Origin of the sequence: Yersinia canariae (assembly GCF_009831415.1) — a bacterium.
Taxonomy (GTDB): domain Bacteria; phylum Pseudomonadota; class Gammaproteobacteria; order Enterobacterales; family Enterobacteriaceae; genus Yersinia; species Yersinia canariae.
Map to the genome: position 1 here is coordinate 812,814 of NZ_CP043727.1, position 21,066 is coordinate 833,879.

Consider the following 21,066-nt stretch of genomic DNA (forward strand, 5'->3'; position numbering starts at 1 on the left):
GGTGTCTCCGGTTAGTGGGTGGCGGCAGATAAATCGCGGACATCAGCAAAGTGACCACTGACAGCGGCTGCGGCAGCCATTGCCGGGCTGACTAAATGGGTTCGGCCCCCACGGCCCTGACGCCCTTCAAAGTTACGATTGCTGGTGGAGGCGCAGCGCTCACCGGGTTCCAGGCGGTCATTATTCATTGCCAAACACATGGAGCAGCCGGGTAAACGCCACTCGAAACCGGCTTCGATAAAGATTTTATCCAAACCTTCCGCTTCTGCTTGTGCTTTCACCGGGCCGGAGCCGGGCACCACAATGGCCTGTACACCACTGGCCACTTTGCGCCCTTGCGCCACGGCGGCTGCGGCTCGTAAATCTTCAATGCGCGAGTTAGTGCAAGAACCAATAAAGACTTTATCAATCGCCACTTCAGTTAATTTGATACCTGGGCGCAAGTCCATATAAGCTAAGGCTTTTTCTGCTGAAGCCCGCTCAACCGGATCACTGAAGGATTCTGGTGCCGGAATAATTTGATTAACGGCAATCACTTGACCCGGATTGGTGCCCCATGTCACTTGTGGCGCTATCTCGGCGGCATCTAAGGTGACGACAGTATCGAATTTGGCATCAGCATCAGATTTCAAGCCGCGCCAGTACGCGACGCCTTGCTCCCATTGCTCACCTGTCGGCGCAAACTGTCGGCCTTTCAGATAGTTAAACGTCGTATCGTCCGGTGCCACTAAACCGGCTTTAGCACCCATTTCAATTGCCATATTGCACAGTGTCATGCGGCCTTCCATGCTCAGCGCTTCAATGGCGCTGCCACAGAATTCCACGACATGACCGGTGCCACCTGCGCTGCCGGTTTTGCCGATAATCGCCAGCACGATATCTTTGGCGGTAATCCCTGGGCCGACATCGCCATTGACTTCAATTTTCATGGTCTTGGCCCGGCCTTGTTTCAAGGTCTGAGTCGCCAGCACATGTTCAACTTCTGAAGTGCCGATACCAAAGGCCAGGGAGCCAAATGCGCCGTGGGTTGCGGTGTGGGAATCACCACACACAATCGTCATCCCCGGCAAAGTCATCCCTTGCTCTGGGCCAATCACATGGACGATACCTTGGAATGGGTGATTTAAGTCATACAATGACACGCCAAATTCAGCACAGTTTTTGATCAGCTCTTGCATCTGAATCCGGGCCATTTCGCCGCTGGCATTGATATCTTTGGTTTGCGTAGAAACGTTGTGGTCCATGGTGGCAAACGTTTTGCCCGGCTGACGCACCGGGCGGCCCATGGCCCGCAAGCCATCAAAAGCCTGCGGTGATGTAACTTCGTGTACTAAATGGCGGTCGATATATAACAGCGGAGTTTCATTTGGCGCTTCGTAAACGATATGCGCATCATACAATTTTTGATATAACGTTTTGCCCATTTTAAGCTCCCTCCGCCACAAATTTAGCGATGATATCGCCCATTTCATTTGTGCCGATTGCTTTGCCATCACCCGCCAAATCAGCAGTACGATAGCCTTGTTCTAATGCTTGATTGATAGCATTTTCAATCGCGTCAGCCGCGTCGTCCTTACCTAAACTGAAACGCAACAGCAGGGCCAAAGACAGAATTTGCGCGATAGGGTTGGCGATATTTTTGCCCGCGATATCCGGTGCTGAACCGCCCGCAGGTTCATACAAGCCGAAACCTTGCTCATTCAAGCTGGCGGATGGCAACATGCCCATTGAGCCGGTAATCATGGCGCACTCATCTGACAAAATATCACCGAACAAGTTAGAGCACAGCAGTACGTCAAACTGCGAAGGGTCCTTAATTAACTGCATGGTGGCGTTATCAATATACATATGGGACAACGCAACATCTGGGTAATCCGCCGCAATCGCAGTCACAACTTCACGCCACAGAATCGAACTTTGCAACACATTGGCTTTATCAATAGAGGTAACTTTGCCACGGCGCTTACGAGCAGATTCAAAGGCAATGCGGGCAATTCTTTCAATTTCAAAACGATGATAAACTTCAGTGTCAAATGCACGTTCGTGCATACCTTGGCCTTCACGGCCTTTGGGTTGACCGAAATAGATACCGCCAGTCAATTCGCGCACACACAGAATATCAAAGCCTTTAGCGGCGATATCACTGCGTAACGGACAGAAATCTTCTAATCCCTGATATAAACGCGCCGGGCGCAAGTTGCTGAATAATTTGAAATGTTTACGTAACGGTAACAACGCACCGCGCTCAGGTTGTTCAGCCGGTGGCAAATGTTCCCATTTTGGGCCGCCCACGGAGCCAAATAAAATGGCGTCAGCTTGCTCGCATCCACTCACGGTAGCTGGCGGCAATGGGCTGCCATGACGGTCAATAGCGGCACCGCCGACATCATAAGCACTGGTTGAAATTTTGATGCCGAAACGCTGACGAACGGCATCCAATACTTTGTTTGCCTGAGTCATTACTTCAGGGCCAATGCCGTCTCCGGGCAAAACGGCAATATGATAAGTCTTAGTCATGTTCACACCATTTCCTGATTATTTTGTTGCAGACGCTGCTTCTCAATATCGACCTGATGAGCGCGCCAGATGTTATTTAATACGTGAACCAACGCCTTGGCGGAGGACTCGACAATATCTGTTGCCAGGCCCACACCATGGAAACGTCGGCCTTTATGATCAACAACGATATCAACCTGACCCAGAGCATCTTTACCCTGACCATTGGCAGATAATTGATATTTCACCAGTTCAATGGGGTAATCAGTAATGCGGTTGATGGCTTGATATACCGCGTCAACCGGGCCATTACCGGTGGCCGCTTCTGATTTTATTTCTTCACCACACACCAACTTCACTGATGCTGTTGCCATCACGCTGGAACCCGATTGCACACTGAAATAGTCCAAACGGTAATGCTCCGGCTCTTCCTGCTGCTTATTAATGAATGCCAAAGCTTCCAAGTCGTAATCAAAGACTTGGCCTTTTTTATCCGCCAGTTTCAAGAACGCGTCGTACAGAGAATCTAAATTGTAGTCTTTATCCTGATAACCCATTTCTTCCATGCGGTGTTTGACTGCCGCGCGGCCAGAGCGGGAAGTCAGGTTCAACTGCACACCTTTCAGGCCGATAGATTCTGGGGTCATGATTTCGTAGTTTTCGCGATTTTTCAGTACGCCATCTTGATGAATACCGGATGAGTGGGCGAAAGCATTGCTACCAACAATGGCTTTGTTAGCCGGTATTGGCATATTGCATAACTTACTGACCAATTGGCTGGTGCGGTAAATCTCTTGATGATTAATGTTGGTATGCACGCCCAACATGTTTTCGCGCACTTTGATTGCCATGATCACTTCTTCCAATGAGCAGTTACCTGCACGCTCACCTAAGCCATTAATCGTCCCTTCGACCTGACGCGCTCCGGCTTGCACGGCGGTAATGGAGTTGGCGACGGACATGCCCAAGTCATCATGGCAATGGACTGAAATAATAGCTTTATCAATATTCGGTACACGCTCATACAAATCAGTAATGATTCCACCGAACTGATAAGGCGTGGTGTAGCCGACGGTATCAGGGATATTGATGGTTGTGGCACCGGCATTGATTGCAGCCTCTACAATGCGGCACAAGTTATCAATCGGCGTACGGCCAGCATCTTCACAAGAAAATTCTACGTCATCGGTATAGTTACGAGCGCGTTTCACTGAATGCACGGCCATGGCCAACACATCTTCAAACGAGCGCTTTAATTTGGACTCAATATGCAAGGTTGATGTCGCCAAAAATACGTGGATACGGAATGCCTCGGCAATGCGTAAGGCTTCTGCAGCAACATCAATATCTTTATCTACACAACGCGCTAATGCACAAACCCGACTATTTTTGACTTGCTGAGCAATAGTACGAACAGACTCAAAATCGCCTGGTGAGGAGACTGGGAACCCGACTTCCATGATATCGACACCCATTCTTTCCAGTGCCAGCGCGATTTGCAGCTTCTCTTTAACACTCAGACTGGCCTGCAATGCTTGTTCACCGTCACGCAATGTTGTATCGAAAATAATGACTTGTTGGCTCATAAGGTTTTCCTTGTCGTGTTTACATTTGCGCTTAGCGGGTAAAAAAAAACCCGCGCATTTGCGCGGGTTTGTTAATCTTGATGACTGAATCAGTTCTGATTTCCATCCACCAACATACCGCGCAAAAGAGATGCGTTGAGTAGTAGGCCTAGTAGACGGGTGGTGTAGAACATAATTTTTCAGTTTCTCATTAGTTAAAATATTGCGTTGCCTTAATTGATACGTGAATTATATGGTTGTGTCAACTTTTGTTTAAAAAAGCGTGTTCAACTGGTTATGACAATGCTGAATTCCTTTTATCAACATAAAAACCTTATAAATTAGAATTTAAGGTTTTTTCATCTAATCAACCAAGTCGTAGATTTTGCTTTGTTTGGCATAATGCTCAGAATGCGGGGGATTGTGCTTTTTCACAATTTTATGAGCGGGGGATCTATTGACGGGTTCTCTGAGCTTTGTTAAAACGTGTTTTTGAAGAAGTAACGAGTAGAGAATCAATAAGCGTTACAGGTTAATTATTAATCAACTCAGAGAACATTAATATTATTATTTATTTATATAGATAATAAATTAATGTGTTGATTATTTTATCCTAGCCCTTGGTTTTGTTCTTGATTTTTATATTTTATGATTAATTATATTAAATGTAATTAGGTCGAGTGAAGTATTTTACATTGTCTTTGTTTTTTTGAAAATAATTAAGGGTTAATAAGTTATAAGTGAAGAATTTATTATTCATTAATGTCATAGTTGTTAACCTTCTCTTTTTGTGATGTGATTATGTCAAGAATTCTATCATTAATTCTAATTAGGCGTTACCTTGCTATTGACAATGTAGATTAGTTTTATTCACCATGCAGAATATTTTGCATGTTCTTCTTGTTTATATGTTTATCTATGGGTATTTACTGATCACCAAATGCATTAGATGTGATTTATACTTTTGCACCTATACAAGGATGAGACTCGATTTTACCTCGCTGAGGTATTAAAGAGAATATTGGTATAATTAATAATAAGTGTTCAAAGATATTTTTAAACAGTGATAAATATCTATGAGGTTATTTATTAATCATGCCATCTGCATAAAGCTTAGTGGAGTTAAGCATGTTTGAACACAACTTAGTAACCGACAGTCAAGTGACGAAAAAGGAAGGTAGTGATGTTCATTTACGCAGTGTCGACCTCAATCTATTAACTGTTTTCGATGCTGTGATGCAAATGCATAATGTGACACGTGCAGCCCAGTTATTGGGTATGTCCCAGCCCGCCGTGAGTAACGCGGTTGCCCGTCTTAAGGTCATGTTTAATGATGAACTGTTCGTCCGCTATGGTCGGGGCATTCAGCCAACCGCCAGAGCGCGTCAGCTTTTTGGCCCGGTCCGACAGGCACTACAATTAGTCCAAAATGAGTTGCCATGTGCGGGGTTTGAAGCCAAAAGCAGCGGGCGAGTATTTAATTTATCTATTTGTAGTCCTTTAGATATCAGGTTGACAGCACAAATTATACAGCGGGTTAATCAATTAGCCCCTAATGTTCAGCTCATTATTAGATCTTATCTTAATGAGAATGTTGAACATCAGTTACGTTATCAAGAGACTGAGTTTGTTATAGGTTATACGCAGTTTGAGCGAGCCGACTTTCATGATATATCATTATCCAATGATGAGTCGGTTTTAGCTGTATCTAAAGATCATCCGCGGATTGATAATTCAATTACTCAAGAACAACTCCTTTCTGAATTACATGCGGTTGTCTCTTTGGAGAAAATGGGTTCTTTCAGTGAGTTTTATTATGAATCCACCATCAGCACCCAAACTATTGCTTATGAAAGTACTGATATGAATAGTGTGCTGAATATTGTATCTCAAACTAGCTATGTCGCAATTGCTCCTCGCTGGTTGGTTCAAACATACAGTGAGACCCTTAATCTGAAGCTTATTCCACTGCCTTGGGAGCAGGCCTTCCGTCCATATTATCTCACTTGGCATGAATCTACTGCCAGAGATAAAGGGCATCTGTGGATGAGAGAACTACTCAGTCAACTTAGTATTCCTTCTTAATTATTGTCGTTAAGACCTGCTGCTGAAATAATCTTGTTCTCAGCAGCAGGCAAGGGTAGCAACTGAATTAAAATGAATATTTCTTGGGTTCAATTATTATCCCATCCCGCAAAACATTCTTATCTGCTTTTAACTCTTCCCCGTGGTTGTGACTGCTGTATTTTTCGTCAAAATCTATTTCAGCTCACACTTCTGCGCTGAATTTTGTTTGCCATAGCTCATAGAGTGAGTAGACTGCGCGAAAAAAAGTGAACGCCTGTAAGCTGAAAGCTAACAGGCAAAAAAGTAGTGGTATACTTTAACGAAGGATTTATCAGCGAGCTGCGATGTTATGACCCCAATATTAGATAAATACCACCTTGTGCGCCGTTTGCGCCAACAAATAAGCCAGAGAACTGACAAGGTAGCTTTCCGTGAATGGTCACCAGAGGGTGAAAATCAGCTCACTTGGCGGCAGATTGATGCTCATGTGACGCGGATTTCAGCTGCTTTATTGTCCTTGGGGGTCGCAATCCAAGAGCGTATTGGGATTTTTGCTAATAACAGCATGGCGTGGTCGCTGGCAGATTTAGCTATTTTACAATTACGCGGCGTGAGTGTTCCGCTGTATGCCACCAACACAACGGCTCAAGCTGCTTACGTAATCAATGATGCTGACATGCGCATTTTGTTTGTCGGCGGACAAACACAGTTTGATGTTGCTATCACACTCAAGTCGCTGTGCCCGCAGCTCAGCAAGATTGTTGTATTAGACCCCCAAGTTGATTTACGTGGCTGTGAATATGCCCAACATTTAGCTGATTTTGAACAGCAGCCAGATGCAATACAACAGCATCTATTGACTGCGCGTATAGAAGGTTGTGATTTAGACGACTTATTCACCTTGATTTATACCTCGGGTACTACGGGGGAGCCAAAGGGTGTGATGCTGGAGTACCGGAATATGGCGGCCCAGCTCCATTTACATGACCAGCGCTTAACCCTGACATCTGAAGATACTTCTCTGAGTTTCCTGCCGCTGTCTCATGTTTTTGAGCGCGCCTGGAGTTTCTATGTCATGCATACCGGTGCACAAAATGTGTATATCAGTGACACAAATTGGGTGCGCGCAGCGATGCAAGCAGTAAAACCGACAGTCATGTGTGCAGTTCCCCGTTTCTACGAGAAAGTGTTCAGTGCCATTAATGACAAAGTTGCGCAGGCAAAATGGCACCGCCAGATGCTATTTCGTTGGGCGGTAGGATGTGGTGAGCGAAAATTCCAAACTTTGCAACGTGGGCAAACATTATCGTGGTTATCTGAACAGAAATACAAACTGGCAGATCGTTTGGTATTGAGCAAGTTACGCGGGGTTTTGGGCGGCAAAGTGCGTTTCTTACCAGCCGCAGGCGCACGCCTTGATGACAATATCATTCTGTTTTTCCAGGCGATTGGCATCAACATCAAGTACGGTTATGGCATGACCGAAACCTGCGCTACCGTCTCTTGTTGGGAAGAGAAAGACTTCCGCTTTGGCTCTATCGGCAAGCCGTTGCCGGGGATCGAAGTCCGTCTGGGCGCTGAAAGCGAAATCCAGGTGCGTGGCCCGATTGTGATGCGCGGTTATTTCAATAAACCCCAAGATACCGCCGACTCTTTCACCGAAGATGGCTGGCTCAAAACAGGTGATGCGGGGGCATTGGATGCTCAGGGGAATTTATTTATCACTGAGCGGCTGAAAGATTTGATGAAAACATCTGGCGGGAAATACATTGCGCCACAGATGATTGAAGGCACGCTGGGGCAGGATCGCTTTATCGAGCAGATTGCCATCATTGCCGATACCCGTAAATTTGTTTCGGCGCTGATTGTCCCGTGTTTCGAGTCACTGGAAGAATATGCGCATTCAATAAACCTGAAATACCATGACAGGTTAGAACTGCTACGCCACAGCCATATTGTCAGTTTGTTCGAGCAACGGCTAAAAGATATGCAAAAAGAGCTGGCAAAGTTCGAGCAAGTTAAGCGTTTTACTCTGTTGCCACAGGCATTCACTATGGAAACGGGCGAATTAACTCCGACCATGAAATTACGCCGTAAAATCATTCTCCAGCGTTATCAGAATGAAATTGATTCCATGTACCGCGATTAGCCTATCAATATTTCCCTGCAACAGCCTGTATCTACCTAAGGATAGAGGCTGTCGCTGATTTTTTGACCATTCGTCTCCCATCCTCGCTATTTTTGCCTGGTTTCTATTATTTTACTGTCTCCAATCAGTAAAAATTCTCAGCCTGATTTAGTTCTATAATTGGCGGTCAAAGCGGTGTGAAAAACAAGGCTGTGGAGACTCAGGCAGTGTTTTATTTTTTGTGATGAGGGTAAATCCAGTTTTTGACCAACACAATTGCCTTTAATGTAGATAATTGCTGTTTGCCTGCCAGAAATTCTGACGTTATGTTAATAAGTTAGTTATGTTAATAAACATCAGAACTATAACAACAAAGAATAGGAATACGGGGCGTTGTGCCTTTCCTACCGGATTTCGTGGAAATGATTTCCCGTTATCCAATGAGCAAACTAAGCCTGGAGGCAAAACCCATGGAGATGTTGTCAGGAGCCGAGATGGTGGTCCGATCGTTAATCGATCAGGGCGTTAAGCATGTATTCGGTTATCCCGGCGGGGCCGTACTTGATATCTACGATGCCCTGCACACGGTCGGAGGCATCGATCACGTGCTGGTGCGCCACGAACAAGGTGCGGTTCACATGGCCGATGGTTATGCGCGCGCAACGGGCGAGGTTGGCGTCGTACTTGTCACGTCTGGCCCTGGTGCGACTAATGCGATTACCGGCATTGCAACGGCGTATATGGATTCAGTGCCGATGGTGGTGCTTTCTGGTCAGGTACCTAGCTCACTGATTGGCTACGATGCTTTTCAAGAATGTGACATGGTGGGTATCTCCCGCCCGGTGGTGAAACACAGTTTCCTCGTTAAACGCACCGAAGACATCCCAACTGTATTAAAAAAAGCATTTTATCTGGCCTCGACAGGTCGTCCAGGCCCGGTGGTTATCGACCTGCCAAAAGACATTGTTGGCCCGGCGGTAAAAATGCCTTATGCCTATCCGGAACAGGTTAGTTTGCGCTCTTATAATCCGACGGTGCAAGGCCATCGCGGGCAGATTAAACGCGCGCTGCAAACCATTCTGGCGGCGAAACGGCCTATTATGTATGTCGGCGGCGGGGCCATTAACTCTGCTTGTCATGAAGAGTTATTGGCTTTAGCAGAAAAGCTTAATATACCGGTCACCAGTTCCTTGATGGGATTGGGTAGCTTCCCAGGCACACATCGCCAAAGTGTGGGGATGCTGGGGATGCACGGGACGTTTGAGGCCAATATGGCCATGCATAACACGGATCTTATTTTTGCCGTAGGTGTGCGTTTCGATGACCGCACCACCAATAATCTGGCGAAATATTGCCCGAATGCCACTGTGGTACACATTGATATAGACCCAACTTCCATATCAAAAACCGTAGAAGCTGATATTCCAATTGTCGGTGATGCCAAACAAGTTCTGACGCAAATGCTGGATTTATTGCCTCAACTTGATTGCGCGCAAGATTTTGATAGTTTACGGGATTGGTGGCAATCCATTGAGCAATGGCGTGCCCGTGATTGCCTGAGTTACAGCCGAGACAGTGGCAAAATCAAGCCGCAGGCGGTAATTGAGACACTGCATCGCCTGACCAAAGGTGATGCTTATGTCACCTCGGATGTCGGCCAACATCAAATGTTCGCCGCACTCTACTATCCATTTGATAAACCACGCCATTGGATCAACTCAGGCGGCCTGGGCACCATGGGCTTTGGTCTGCCAGCGGCCCTTGGGGTGAAACTGGCGCTACCGGATGAAACTGTGGTGTGTGTCACCGGTGATGGCAGTATCCAAATGAATATTCAGGAATTATCTACTGCACTGCAATACAACTTGCCCGTGTTGGTCTTGAACCTGAACAACCGCTATCTCGGGATGGTGAAGCAGTGGCAGGATATGATTTATTCTGGTCGGCATTCACAGTCTTACATGGATTCTCTGCCTGATTTTGTCAAACTGGCCGAAGCATATGGTCATATTGGCGTTTCCATTCGCACACCTGATGAGCTGGAAAGCAAACTGGCCGATGCTTTGAAGCAATTATCCGAGACGAATCGTCTGGTATTTGTGGATGTCACTGTCGATGAAACAGAGCATGTTTACCCAATGCAAATTCGCGGTGGTGGCATGGACGAAATGTGGCTTAGTAAAACGGAGAGGACATAACTATGCGCCGCCGGATTTTATCAGTTCTGCTGGAAAACGAATCAGGTGCTCTATCACGAGTCGTGGGCCTGTTTTCTCAGCGCGGTTATAACATTGAAAGTTTGACGGTCGCGCCTACCGATGATCCCACGTTGTCGAGAATGACCATCCAAACCGTGGGTGATGCCAAGGTTCTGGAACAGATTGAAAAACAGCTACATAAGCTGGTGGATGTATTGCGTGTTAGCGAGTTGGTTTCAGGTTCACATGTTGAACGCGAAATCATGTTGGTAAAATTGCAGGCCAGCGGTTACGGGCGTGAAGAGGTGAAGCGCTGCGCTGAAATCTTCCGTGGGCAGATTGTGGATGTGACCGCCACGCTCTATACCGTGCAGCTGGCGGGCACCAGTGACAAACTGGATGCATTTTTAAATGCGGTGCGAGAAGTGGCCGAAATTGTTGAGGTTGCTCGCTCCGGTATTGTTGGTGTATCCCGTGGTGACAAGATCATGCGCTAATCATGGTGATTAATACTGACTAATCTCCAATTATCAGGCTCAGCAGACATGCTGGGCTTTTTTTTCTTATTTTTTAACCTAGATAGCGTTATATGGCAGTTAAAGCGGTTGCTCAATAATGAGATCTGCTGTTAGATCATATCCATGGTTAAACTATGTCTATTAGTTTAGCCTCAACGTTATTTTATTAGGTATATAAGGGGTCAATGTGAAACTGGATGAAATCGCGCGCCTTGCGGGCGTTTCGCGCACTACGGCCAGTTATGTCATTAATGGCAAAGCGAAACAGTACCGGGTCAGCGATAAAACAGTAGACAAAGTTATGGCGGTTGTCAGGGAACATAACTATCACCCAAATGCTGTTGCAGCAGGGCTGCGCGCGGGCAGAACCCGTTCGATAGGTTTGGTGATCCCGGATTTGGAAAATACCAGCTACACCCGTATTGCTAATTATCTGGAGCGTCAGGCTCGTCAACGGGGTTATCAACTTCTGATCGCCTGTTCTGAAGATCAACCAGATAATGAAATGCGTTGTATCGAGCACTTGTTACAGCGGCAGGTTGACGCCATCATCGTTTCCACAGCTCTGCCACCTGAGCACCCTTTTTACCAGCGCTGGGCAAATGATCCATTACCGATAATCGCGCTTGATCGCGCACTGGATCGGGAGCATTTCATTAGTGTTGTCGGTGCGGATCAAGAAGATGCACAGATGTTGGCGCAAGAACTGCGCTCATTCCCGGCAGAGTCGGTCTTGTATCTGGGCGCGTTGCCAGAATTGTCGGTCAGTTTCCTGCGGGAGATGGGGTTCCGTGAGGCGTGGAAAGACGATCCGCGCAAGGTTGATTACCTGTATGCCAACAGCTACGAGCGCGAAGCTGCCGGTGCGCTGTTCGCTGAATGGCTGAAGACCCATCCCATGCCACAGGCGCTGTTTACGACCTCATTTCAGCTATTGCAGGGCGTCATGGATGTCACTTTAAAACAAAGCGGGCGTCTACCCAGTGATCTGGCTATTGCCACTTTTGGTGATAATGAACTGTTGGATTTCCTCGAATGCCCGGTATTAGCAGTCGCGCAGCGCCACCGGGATGTTGCTGAGAGGGTACTGGAACTGGTATTAGCCAGCTTAGATGAGCCTCATAAGCCAAAACCGGGGTTGACCCGAATTCGCCGCAATTTATTCCGTCGCGGTAGCTTAAGCCGCAAATAATCTACGCTTTAGTAAATCAGGGCCATCTGTGGCCCTGATTGCAATTCACAACAATCAAATATTAGACGTAACCTGCGACGCGAAACAGCCTGCGGCAATACTCCAAAAAATAACCATAAGCCACACCCATTGCCATTGAAACCAAGGCGTTACTCGCGACTGCCGTGGTTATTTGTTCTAAATCCGCACCAACAGACCACAGAATTAAGGCATAGACTGGCGACTGGAAGCTGACATAAGCCAGTAAGTCGGCAAGGTTCCTCGCCCACATATGCTCTCCCGCATGGCGACGCGCAAAACGGATGAACGCATCACGATACACACCGTAGGGCCAGGCAATAAGGATGTTAACCGGAATCGAAACCAGCCGAGAAGAGAGTGATTGTTGGAATGTCATTCCAGAAATCGCTATTTCAATTACCATGCCGATGACAAAACAATACACCACAAGTGCAAAAGTATCGGCTGCGGCACTACGCAGACGGGACCCAGTTGAAAACATTGTCATTAACTCCCTAATTGGAGGAAAAATCTGCCAAAATATCCATCTCTGAGATTAATGACAGGTTTTATGTATTGCTCATTATTTGAATTGCAGGTGATTGTATTGTTATTTTGCTTTTTGTGTAGTTTACAGTGCTATTGTTTGTAATATAACCAGCTTAAAATTTTTATTTTTAACATTTGCCTGATTTTTATACTTTGTACTGTGAGGAATTGCGCTTTCTGTGGTTTTTTAAACGCCATTGCGAGTGTTTTTCGTTTAAAAACATGTGGTTATATATTTGGCTTGTTGGCTGGGTTGCGTTATACAGCAGAGAGGAAATTAAAAATAATCTGAGCAGTAAAATTAATTTACAGTCTTTTCCTAATTTAAGATTTATCTGTCTGAAGGTATTCATATTTCATCAATACCTAAAAATAGGCACTAATAATTTATTTCAAAATAGATTAATTCTTATCGGTTAATTGAAGTAAAATGTCTGCCGAGTAACACTCGTTGTTATCAAGGGTATTATTGTATTGCCGTCGATTTTGCTGCTGACTTCGCTACTTTTTCTTAGGAAACACCAGCCGCCGCGGGTTTTGTGCCCAAAGTGTGCAATTTTAAATCGTGCGATTTTCATACTAAAAATGAGACATTCCTTGCAGAAGGAAATAATGCGTCAATTAATTGACAATTTATTATTTATTTAAGTTGCCAAAATTACTGGTGGAAAATTAGCCCGTTTATCATGACGTTAATTTATATTCCAACCGCGAAAATAGCCCCTTATACGAGATATATCTCAAAAACCACCCATAAATATTGTCAAAGCGCATCCGCTCTGGCTTGACAAGGTTTTCATACCATCCGTAAACTCTTTAATGTGGGGATTTGTGGGGTAAAGTGGCGAATTGGGTCGTGAGGGGGTAACTCAGTCATGTTTCGTGGGGCAACGATGGTTAACCTCGACAGCAAAGGGCGGCTTGCCGTACCTACCCGTTACCGGGATTTGCTGAATGAGGAATCGCAAGGCCAGATGGTCTGTACCATAGACCTTCACCAACCATGCCTGTTGCTTTATACACTCCCTGCATGGGAAGTCATTGAACAAAAATTATCCCGGCTGTCGAGCATGAATCCAGCTGAACGTCGAGTTCAGCGTTTGCTGCTTGGGCATGCCAGTGAATGTCAGATGGATGGCGCTGGGCGCTTACTGATCGCAGGAACATTGCGTCAGCACGCCGGGCTGAATAAAGAAGTGATGCTGGTTGGGCAGTTCAACAAGTTTGAACTGTGGGATGAACAGACCTGGTATCAACAAGTCAAGGATGACATCGACGCAGAACAGTCCACTCAGGAACCTTTATCTGAGCGGCTACAGGACTTATCGCTATAAGCATGGTAGATAACAATCACATTGTAGATAACAACTACAAGCACACAAGCGTATTGCTGGATGAGGCGGTTAATGGCCTGAACATCCGTGATAACGGCATCTATATTGACGGAACTTTTGGCCGTGGTGGCCACTCGCGTCTGATTTTGTCCCAACTTGGGCCAGAAGGGCGTCTGATAGCCATAGATCGTGACCCACAAGCGATTGAAGCGGCAAAATCCATTACAGACCCACGTTTCTCTATCGTACATGGCCCGTTTTCTGATTTAGCGCATTATGTGCGGGAATTGGATTTAGTCGGCCGGATTAACGGTGTCTTGCTGGACTTGGGCGTCTCCTCCCCTCAATTAGATGATCCCGAGCGCGGTTTTTCTTTCATGCGCGATGGGCCATTGGATATGCGGATGGACCCAACCCGTGGAATATCAGCGGCCGAGTGGCTGATGAAAGCCAGCGCTGACGATATCGCTTGGGTTTTGAAAACTTTCGGTGAAGAGCGTTTTGCCAAACGTCTAGCCAAGGCCATTGTTGAGCGCAACCTCACTCAACCGATGACGCGCACCAAAGAGCTGGCCGATTTGATTGCCAACGCCAGCCCGTTCCGTGAGAAGCACAAACATCCTGCGACACGCAGTTTCCAGGCTATCCGTATCTATATCAATAGTGAGTTGGAAGAGATAGAGCGCGCGCTGGATGGTGCTCTTGAAGTTCTCGCCCCCGAAGGGCGTTTATCCGTCATTAGCTTCCACTCTCTTGAAGACCGCATTGTGAAAAACTTTATCCGTCATCACAGCCGTGGGCCACAGGTTCCGGCGGGCCTGCCATTGACGGAAGCCCAGTTACGCAGCATGGGTGGGCGCACATTAAAATCTGCTGGCAAGATGATGCCGCCAGATGCTGAAGTGGCCGAAAACCCACGAGCGCGTAGCTCGGTATTACGTTTTGCTGAGAGGGTTAAAGAGTGATAGGCAACGAACGCCACGGTTTAGTCGGAGTCATCGGCGGGGATTTATTCCGCAATGCGAAGCTCCCGTTAATTCTGCTGATTGCGGTGTTGGTGTCTGCCATTTTTGTTGTGACCACCGCCCACCGTACGCGTTTGCTGACCGCAGAGCGCGAGCAGTTGGTACTGGAACGAGATGCACTGGATATTGAATGGCGCAACTTGATTCTGGAAGAAAACGCGTTGGGTGATCACAGCCGTGTTGAAAGTATCGCGACCGATAAGTTAATAATGCAACATGTTGATCCATCACAAGAAAATATTGTGGTTCAACAATAGGTTTTTCCAATAAATAAAGGAATTTGTCGCCACCATGACTCTGAGTAGCCAAGGTAACGCATGAAAGCAGCGCGCCCCGGGAAGTTAAAGCGCCAGGAAGAACAAGCCAGCTTTATAAGCTGGCGTTTTGCGTTGCTGTGCGGTTGTATTTTGTTGGCGTTGGTCGGCTTGATGTTGCGTACCGCCTATCTGCAAGTGATTAACCCCGATAAGTTGGTGCGTGAGGGCGACATGCGCTCATTGCGGGTACAAGAAGTCCCTACTGCACGTGGCATGATAAGTGACCGCTCTGGCCGCCCACTGGCCGTCAGTGTACCTGTTAACGCCGTTTGGGCTGATCCAAAAGAGTTGACCGAACGCGGTGGCATTACTCTGGATTCGCGTTGGAAAGCTCTGTCAGATGCGCTGGAAATTCCGTTAGATCAACTGGCAACCCGCATTAATGCCAACCCAAAAGGGCGCTTTGTTTATCTGGCTCGCCAAGTTAACCCCGCCATTGGCGACTACATCCATAAGCTGAAATTACCTGGTATCTATTTACGCCAAGAATCCCGCCGCTATTATCCAGCAGGGCAGGTTATGGCACATATCATCGGTGTGACTAACATCGATAGCCAAGGTATTGAAGGCGTAGAGAAAAGTTTCGATCGTTGGCTCACAGGACAACCTGGCGAGCGCACGGTACGTAAAGACCGCTATGGCCGTGTCATCGAGGATATTTCTTCAGTTGATAGCCAAGCGGCACACAATCTGGTGTTGAGTGTTGATGAGCGTTTACAAGCGCTGGTATACCGCGAGCTGAACAATGCGGTGGCATTTAACAAAGCAGAATCGGGTACCGCAGTGCTGGTAGATGTTAACACTGGCGAAGTGCTGGCGATGGCAAACAGCCCATCTTACAACCCGAATAATTTGACCGGTACGCCGAAAGACGCAATGCGTAACCGGGCAATAACCGATATTTTTGAACCCGGCTCGACAGTTAAGCCAATGGTAGTCATGACGGCATTGCAGCACGGCGTAGTGAAAGAGAACAGCGTGCTGAATACCTTGCCGTACTTTGTTAACGGTCACCAGATTAAAGACGTGGCCCGTTATGCAGAGCTGTCCGTGACCGGGATCTTGCAGAAGTCGAGTAACGTCGGTGTTTCTAAACTGGCGTTAGCGATGCCATCCTCAGCTTTGGTAGAAACTTACTCAAAGTTTGGGTTTGGGAAAGCGACCAATTTGGGGTTGGTCGGAGAAAGCAGTGGCTTATATCCTAAAAAACAACGGTGGTCTGACATAGAGAGGGCCACCTTCTCTTTCGGCTACGGGCTAATGGTAACACCGTTACAACTAGCGCGAGTCTATGCAACCATCGGCAGCATGGGGATTTATCGCCCGCTGTCGATTACCAAAGTTGACCCGCCAGTGGCCGGTGAACGCGTCTTCCCAGAACCGCTGGTACGCACCGTGGTTCATATGATGGAAAGCGTGGCATTACCTGGCGGCGGGGGCACCAAAGCGGCTATCAAAGGCTACCGAATTGCCATTAAAACCGGTACCGCCAAGAAAGTCGGCCCAGATGGCAAATATATGGACCGATACCTCGCTTACACCGCTGGCGTCGCGCCCGCGAGTAACCCTAGATTTGCTCTGGTTGTGGTCATCAATGACCCGCAGGCAGGGAAATATTACGGTGGTGCGGTTTCTGCACCGGTGTTCGGTGCCATCATGGGCGGCGTACTGCGCACCATGAACATTGAGCCAGATGCGTTACCCACTGGTGATAAAAGCGAATTAGTGATTAATACAAAAGAGGGTTCAGGTGGCAGATCGTAACTTGTGCGACTTACTCGCTCCTTGGGGGCTAGACGTCCCGGAGCGTGTGCTACGGGAAATGACATTAGACAGCCGTGTTGCCGCTGCCGGGGATTTGTTTGTCGCCATTGTGGGTCACCAGACGGACGGGCGTCGCTATATCCCGCAAGCCATCGCCCAAGGTGTAGCGGCCGTGGTCGCAGAAGCTGATGGCGTGGCGCCGGATGCCAGCATGGTAGAGATGCACGGTGTTCCTGTTATTTATCTGCGCAATTTGAATCAACACTTATCTAAGCTGGCGGGGCAATTTTACCATCAGCCGGGTGCAGCACTACGTTTGGTCGGTGTGACGGGAACTAATGGCAAAACCACCACCACCCAATTGCTGGCGCAGTGGGCTCAGATGTTGGGCGAAACCAGCGCTGTGATGGGGACGGTTGGCAATGGTCTGTTAGGGCAGGTTATCCCGACGGAGAACACCACCGGCTCAGCGGTTGATATCCAGCATTTGCTGCGCAATCTGGTTGACCAGGGGGCGACTTTCGCCGCGATGGAAGTTTCCTCCCACGGTTTGATTCAGAACCGCGTAGCCGCATTGCCGTTTGCTGCCGCAGTGTTCACTAACTTAAGCCGAGATCACCTGGATTATCACGGCAATATGGCCAGTTACGAAGCGGCAAAATGGCTGCTGTTCTCCACCCATCAATCCGAACACAAAATCATTAATGCTGATGACGAGGTCGGTCGCCGCTGGTTAGGGCAGTTGCCGCAAGCTGTCGCCGTCAGTATGGAAGGCAATACTCCTGTGGGCTGGAATGGCCCGTGGCTCTCCGCCAGTCAAGTCCACTATCACGATAATGGTGCCAGCATAGCTTTTGATTCAAGCTGGGGCGAAGGCCAGTTAGAAAGCCGCCTGATGGGGGCATTCAACGTCAGTAACCTGCTGGTGGCACTGGCAACACTGCTTTCTCTGGGTTATCCACTAACACAATTATTAGCCGCTGCACCTAATCTGCAACCGGTGTGCGGGCGGATGGAAGTGTTTAATGCGCCGGGTAAACCGACGGTGGTGGTGGATTATGCCCACACCCCAGATGCTTTGGAAAAAGCACTGGCTGCGGCTCGTTTACATTGTAAAGGCCAATTGTGGTGTGTGTTTGGTTGCGGTGGCGATCGTGACAAAGGTAAGCGCCCACTTATGGGCGGCATCGCGGAACAGCTGGCTGATCGGGTGGTGGTTACTGATGATAACCCGCGCAGTGAAGAGCCGCAGGCGATTATAGCCGATATTCTCAGTGGGTTGCTGGATGCCGGTCATGCACAGGCAATTCATGGCCGTGCAGAAGCCGTGACCTGCGCCATTATGCAAGCCACCGCCGACGATGTGGTGCTGATTGCAGGTAAAGGACATGAAGATTATCAATTAGTTGGCAATCGCCGCCTGGATTACTCCGACCGTGTCACCGTCGCGCGTTTGTTGGGGGTGGTGGCATGATTAAGGTCTCACTGCATTTCCTGTCCACGCTACTAAACGCTGAATATATTGGTCGCGATAACGCCGATATTACCGAAGTGACCATTGATACCCGTAAGGTCACGCCGGGGTGTTTATTCGTTGCGCTGAAAGGCGAGCGTTTTGATGGACATGACTTTGCAGAAGATGCTGTTGCCGCTGGTGCAGGTGCTTTGCTGGTAAGTAAACGCTTACTGGGGGATGCACCCCAATTGGTGGTCAAAGACACCCGCTTGGCGCTGGGGCAATTGGCCGCATGGGTGCGCCAACAAGTGCCAGCCCGAGTGGTAGCCTTAACCGGATCTTCAGGTAAAACCTCAGTAAAAGAAATGGTTGCAGCGATTTTGCGCCAATGTGGCAAGGTGCTGTATACCGCCGGTAACTTTAATAATGATATCGGCGTACCACTGACCTTACTGCGCCTGACCCCGGAATATGATTTTGCAGTCATCGAACTTGGCGCTAATCACATTGGTGAAATTGCATACACCACCGATTTAAGCCGCCCGGAAAGTGCTTTGGTGAACAATTTGGCTGCCGCGCATCTGGAAGGTTTTGGCTCACTGGCGGGTGTAGCAAAAGCTAAAGGCGAGATTTTTGCTGGTCTGCCCGCTAATGGCACCGCGATTATCAATGCTGACAGCAATGATTGGCCGCACTGGCAGGAAACTCTGCATAACAAGCGAGTTTGGCGTTTTGCACCTCTCGGTGCAGAAAATATCGATTTCTTTGCCAGTGACGTGCGTATTACACCGCAAGTCACTCATTTCACTCTGCATTCTCCTTTCGGCACTGCGGCTATCGAATTACCGTTGCCCGGGCGACATAACATTGCCAATGCATTAGCCGCTGCGGCATTAGCCATGTCAGTTGGCGCGAGTTTAGCGGCTGTTCGTGAGGGGCTAACACAGTTACAAGCCGTACCGGGCCGTTTATTCCCCATTGAACTTGCTGCTGGCAAGTTGCTACTGGATGACAGCTACAACGCCAATGTCGGCTCCATGACCGCCGCCGCGCAAGTATTAGCGGAAATGCCGGGCTACCGAGTGATGGTAGTGGGTGATATGGCCGAATTGGGTGAAACCGCAGTCGATTGCCACCGTCAGGTGGGCGAAGCCGCGAAACAGGCGGGTATCGATAAAGTGCTGAGCATAGGGGCACTGAGCCAGACACTGAGTGATGCGAGTGGGTGCGGCGAACATTTTCAGGATAAGAATACCTTGGCAGCCCGTGTCAGTGAGTTGCTGCTCGAACATCCGACTATCACAGTTTTAATTAAAGGTTCACGTAGCGCCGCCATGGAAAATGTCGTGCGTGCGTTACAGGAGAAAGCATCATGTTAGTTTGGTTGGCTGAATACTTAGTAAAATTTTACTCGGGCTTTAACGTCTTTTCCTATTTGACGTTCCGCGCCATTGTCAGTCTGTTGACGGCATTAATTATCTCATTGTGGATGGGGCCATACCTGATTTCTTATTTACAGAAATTACAGATTGGTCAAGTCGTTCGTAATGACGGGCCAGAGTCACATTTCAGTAAACGCGGTACGCCGACCATGGGCGGCTTGATGATTTTATTCTCCATCACCATTTCGGTTCTGATGTGGGCTTACCCGTCTAACCCTTATGTGTGGTGTGTGCTGTTCATTCTTATTGGTTATGGGATTGTCGGTTTTATCGATGATTATCGCAAAGTGGTACGCAAAGACACTAAAGGCCTGATTGCTCGCTGGAAATACTTCTGGCAGTCGATCATTGCGCTGGCTGCGGCTTTCGCGATGTACAGCATCGGAAAAGATACCCCAGCCACGGAGCTGGTGGTGCCATTCTTTAAAGACATCATGCCGCAGCTTGGCCTGCTCTATATCCTGCTGGCTTATTTCGTGATTGTTGGCACCAGCAACGCGGTCAATTTGACCGACGGGCTGGATGGGCTGGCGATTATGCCAACGGTATTTGTTGCCGGCGGTTTTGCGCTGGTTGCCTGGGCGACCGGTAACATGAACTTTGCTGCATATCTGCATATTCCTTATCTGCGCCACGCCGGTGAATTGGTGATTGTCTGTACCGCGATTGTCGGGGCCGGCTTGGGTTTCTTGTGGTTTAACACTTATCCGGCTCAAGTGTTTATGGGTGATGTCGGCTCTTTGGCATTGGGCGGTGCGCTGGGCACCATCGCGGTATTGCTGCGCCAAGAGTTCTTATTAGTGATTATGGGCGGGGTGTTCGTGGTTGAAACACTGTCGGTCATCTTGCAAGTCGGTTCCTTTAAGTTACGTGGGCAGCGCATCTTCCGTATGGCCCCGATTCATCATCATTACGAACTTAAAGGCTGGCCAGAACCACGGGTTATCGTGCGCTTCTGGATTATTTCGCTGATGCTGGTGCTGATTGGCCTGGCGACGCTGAAGGTGCGGTAATT

Annotated in this window: 16 protein-coding genes; 12 read left to right on the plus strand and 4 right to left on the minus strand. The window is 48.1% G+C overall.

The window, feature by feature from the left end:
• Positions 1-11: 11 nt before the first annotated feature.
• Genes leuC through leuA form a run of 3 tightly spaced genes read right to left on the minus strand, consistent with a single transcriptional unit; the run spans position 12 to position 4,082 of the window.
• On the minus strand, positions 12-1,424 hold the full coding sequence (gene leuC, locus F0T03_RS03805) for a 3-isopropylmalate dehydratase large subunit (protein WP_159677262.1): 1,413 nt from the start codon (positions 1,422-1,424) through the stop codon (positions 12-14).
• A gap of 1 nt (position 1,425) precedes the next feature.
• A complete protein-coding gene (leuB, locus tag F0T03_RS03810; protein WP_145556543.1) occupies positions 1,426-2,517 on the minus strand; it encodes a 3-isopropylmalate dehydrogenase in 1,092 nt (363 codons plus the stop codon).
• A gap of 2 nt (positions 2,518-2,519) precedes the next feature.
• Positions 2,520-4,082 carry a 2-isopropylmalate synthase gene (gene leuA, locus F0T03_RS03815; protein ID WP_145556542.1) on the minus strand — a complete coding sequence of 521 codons (1,563 nt, stop codon included), beginning with the start codon at positions 4,080-4,082 and terminating at the stop codon, positions 2,520-2,522.
• 1,107 nt (positions 4,083-5,189) lie between these two features.
• Between leuA and leuO the strand changes: the two genes are divergently transcribed.
• From leuO to cra, 5 genes are all read left to right on the plus strand, one after another.
• Positions 5,190-6,146, plus strand: a complete 957-nt coding sequence (gene leuO / locus F0T03_RS03825) for a transcriptional regulator LeuO (protein ID WP_159677263.1) — start codon at positions 5,190-5,192, stop codon at positions 6,144-6,146.
• 331 nt (positions 6,147-6,477) lie between these two features.
• Positions 6,478-8,277: an AMP-dependent synthetase/ligase gene (locus F0T03_RS03830; RefSeq protein WP_159677264.1), complete on the plus strand. Its 1,800-nt coding sequence runs from the start codon at positions 6,478-6,480 to the stop codon at positions 8,275-8,277.
• Positions 8,278-8,726: 449 nt separating this feature from the next.
• On the plus strand, positions 8,727-10,454 hold the full coding sequence (ilvI, locus tag F0T03_RS03835) for an acetolactate synthase 3 large subunit (RefSeq protein ID WP_159677265.1): 1,728 nt from the start codon (positions 8,727-8,729) through the stop codon (positions 10,452-10,454).
• A gap of 2 nt (positions 10,455-10,456) precedes the next feature.
• A complete protein-coding gene (gene ilvN, locus F0T03_RS03840; protein ID WP_004388986.1) occupies positions 10,457-10,951 on the plus strand; it encodes an acetolactate synthase small subunit in 495 nt (164 codons plus the stop codon).
• 208 nt (positions 10,952-11,159) lie between these two features.
• A complete protein-coding gene (gene cra / locus F0T03_RS03845; protein WP_145554383.1) occupies positions 11,160-12,164 on the plus strand; it encodes a catabolite repressor/activator in 1,005 nt (334 codons plus the stop codon).
• A 61-nt stretch (positions 12,165-12,225) separates the two neighbouring features.
• On the opposite strand, the gene F0T03_RS03850 is transcribed toward cra, so the two are convergent.
• Positions 12,226-12,666: an L-alanine exporter AlaE gene (locus F0T03_RS03850; protein ID WP_162526866.1), complete on the minus strand. Its 441-nt coding sequence runs from the start codon at positions 12,664-12,666 to the stop codon at positions 12,226-12,228.
• Positions 12,667-13,588: 922 nt separating this feature from the next.
• Between F0T03_RS03850 and mraZ the strand changes: the two genes are divergently transcribed.
• The 7 genes from mraZ to mraY are packed head-to-tail and all read left to right on the plus strand — an operon-like array spanning position 13,589 to position 21,064.
• Positions 13,589-14,047, plus strand: a complete 459-nt coding sequence (gene mraZ / locus F0T03_RS03855) for a division/cell wall cluster transcriptional repressor MraZ (RefSeq protein WP_005167064.1) — start codon at positions 13,589-13,591, stop codon at positions 14,045-14,047.
• Positions 14,048-14,049: 2 nt separating this feature from the next.
• Complete coding sequence (rsmH, locus tag F0T03_RS03860; protein WP_159677266.1) at positions 14,050-15,012, plus strand: 16S rRNA (cytosine(1402)-N(4))-methyltransferase RsmH; 963 nt, start codon at positions 14,050-14,052, stop codon at positions 15,010-15,012.
• Positions 15,009-15,329, plus strand: a complete 321-nt coding sequence (ftsL, locus tag F0T03_RS03865) for a cell division protein FtsL (RefSeq protein ID WP_145554380.1) — start codon at positions 15,009-15,011, stop codon at positions 15,327-15,329. The genes rsmH and ftsL overlap by 4 nt, the downstream gene beginning before the upstream one ends.
• A 60-nt stretch (positions 15,330-15,389) precedes the next feature.
• On the plus strand, positions 15,390-17,153 hold the full coding sequence (locus tag F0T03_RS03870) for a peptidoglycan glycosyltransferase FtsI (RefSeq protein ID WP_145554379.1): 1,764 nt from the start codon (positions 15,390-15,392) through the stop codon (positions 17,151-17,153).
• Positions 17,140-18,627, plus strand: a complete 1,488-nt coding sequence (gene murE, locus F0T03_RS03875) for a UDP-N-acetylmuramoyl-L-alanyl-D-glutamate--2,6-diaminopimelate ligase (RefSeq protein ID WP_162526867.1) — start codon at positions 17,140-17,142, stop codon at positions 18,625-18,627. Before F0T03_RS03870 ends, murE begins: the two co-directional genes overlap by 14 nt.
• On the plus strand, positions 18,624-19,988 hold the full coding sequence (gene murF, locus F0T03_RS03880) for a UDP-N-acetylmuramoyl-tripeptide--D-alanyl-D-alanine ligase (RefSeq protein WP_145554378.1): 1,365 nt from the start codon (positions 18,624-18,626) through the stop codon (positions 19,986-19,988). Before murE ends, murF begins: the two co-directional genes overlap by 4 nt.
• A complete protein-coding gene (gene mraY, locus F0T03_RS03885) occupies positions 19,982-21,064 on the plus strand; it encodes a phospho-N-acetylmuramoyl-pentapeptide-transferase (protein WP_145554377.1) in 1,083 nt (360 codons plus the stop codon). The genes murF and mraY overlap by 7 nt, the downstream gene beginning before the upstream one ends.
• The last annotated feature ends 2 nt before the right edge of the window (positions 21,065-21,066 follow it).